The following is a 2,025-nucleotide window of genomic DNA, read 5'->3' as shown; positions in this document are numbered from 1 at the left end:
AAGATGGCACCTATTACTTTGCGGTAGTGGCGAGAGACCGTGCAGGCAATTCCGGCTCCTTGCCTACAGGCAATGGAGATACGACGACCATCGTGGACACGGTATTGCCGACGGTAGGCACATTGAATGTAGTAAGTGCGACGCGGACGGTGCCGATAGCCGTGAATTACAGTGGTTGTGCGGACAATATAGGCGGAAGCGGATTAGATGTAGTGAAATTATGGTATAAATTAGGCGACGGAGGTGTATGGACCGATAGCACATTAAGTTCCACCTCGGGTTCGGACACCTTTAATTTTAGTGGTGTAACCGCAGATGGACGCTACTACTTCGGGTTAGAAGTGTTCGATAAGGCGGGCAACAGCACAGGTACACCTACCGGCAGTGGCTTAGGCTCGGTGTTAGTAGATAGGACAGCTCCTACGCTGGGAACGCTCAGTGTAACCAGTCCGACCAATGTAGTTCCTGTATCTGTGAATTACAGTGGCTGTGTAGACACCGGAGTAGGACTGGGCACGGTGAAGTTATGGTATAAATACGGTTCCAGTGGTGATTGGACGGATAGTGGCTTGAGTTCTACATCCGGTTCTGGCACTTTCAACTTTGCCGAAGTAGTAAATGATGGGACTTATTATTTAGGCTTACAGGCATTAGACACCTTAGGTAACGATACGGGAGCACCTACGGGCAACGGTTTAGGTTCGGTGGTAGTAGACCGTTCGGGACCTGAAGTAACCGTAGAGCCGATGACAGTAACCGAACGGATGCCGGAGCTGCGAGGCACGGTAAGCGATTTAACGGGCGTAGTAGAGTTAAAGGTTAAAGTAGGTGGGCAGGAATATACAGGCAATGTGGTAGGTAATCAATGGACGGCCCAGGTGACAAATCCATTGCGTCGAGGTGTATATGATGTTCAGGTAACGGCGAAGGATGCATTAGGGCAGGTAGGTGTAGATGGAACAATAGATGAACTCTTTGTAGATGTTCAAGACCCGTGGGTCACCATAGACCGCCTCATTACCAACGATACGACGCCGATATTAACGGGTGAGATGGGACCTGCGACTGCGGGATTAGAAGTGGTTCGCGTAACGGTGTCCGTAGGTAGTTATGAGAACACAGCGGAATTAGACACAGGTGCGGGCGTTTGGCAGATGTTGGTGCCGATAGAATTAGACGAAGGCATATACGATGTGATGGCGGAGGTAGAAGACAGTGGTGCGAATGTGTCGTGGGATACGACAGCGGACGAATTAGAGATAGACCTGACGCCGCCGGTGATAGAGGTAACGGGACCGGAGCCGGCGGAGACGAGTGGCGAGACGGTTCGATATGGAGTGCGCTATGTGGGTGTGAAAGAAGCCTGGCTAAGCGAGAGTGATATAGAATTATTAGTGCGTAATGGCAGTGCAAGTGCCGATATCAGCGTGGTGCAGTTAACGAAGGGGACCGATGCGGAATATGAAGTGGTGTTGAACAACATAGAAGGACACGGCGAGGTCGCCTTACATATATTAGCGGGCACGGCAGTAGATGATGCCGGGAACTATGCCCCTGAGTATATAGGCGGATATGCCTTAACCGTCCATACCGAGTCGGGCTTATCAGCAGTAAGTGGATATGGATTAATTCTGTTGCTGGTGCTGATAGGCGTAATCAGTTTCACGGTGCTCATTCGCCCTGCCAAACAGAACGAATAAAAAACTTTGGTGGATACAACTTAACTATCCCCACAGGACATTCCCCTGTGGGGATAGACTTTTTAAAAATACAATAGACAGGATAAGGAGCAATTAAAATTAAAAAAGGGCGAAAGGCTTTTGTCCTCACATATTAAAAATCATTATCCCTATGTAGTTAAAACATCTTACTTCCGTTTTTTTGGGACACATGGGACACATGGGACACATGGGACACATGAGACACATGGGACACATGAGACACATGGGACACATGGGACACATGGGACACATGAGACAAAGGAGACATTACTAGGTAAGCCGTACTTCACCCTGTTCTAACCTC

At 49.0% G+C, this 2,025-nt stretch carries 2 protein-coding genes; both read left to right on the top strand.

Annotated elements, in window-relative coordinates:
- Positions 1-1,700 (top strand): Ig-like domain-containing protein (locus tag PLA12_13085; GenBank protein HOQ33426.1); only part of this gene is annotated, 1,700 nt, incomplete at its 5' end.
- A 120-nt stretch (positions 1,701-1,820) separates the two neighbouring features.
- Positions 1,821-2,021 (top strand): hypothetical protein, encoded by a 201-nt coding sequence (locus PLA12_13080; protein HOQ33425.1) that lies wholly within the window; start codon positions 1,821-1,823, stop codon positions 2,019-2,021.
- The last annotated feature ends 4 nt before the right edge of the window (positions 2,022-2,025 follow it).

The organism is Candidatus Hydrogenedens sp. (assembly GCA_035378955.1).
GTDB lineage: Bacteria > Hydrogenedentota > Hydrogenedentia > Hydrogenedentales > Hydrogenedentaceae > Hydrogenedens.
The sequence above is the reverse complement of the archived record's forward strand: the minus strand, read 5'-3'. Positions and strand labels throughout refer to the sequence as shown.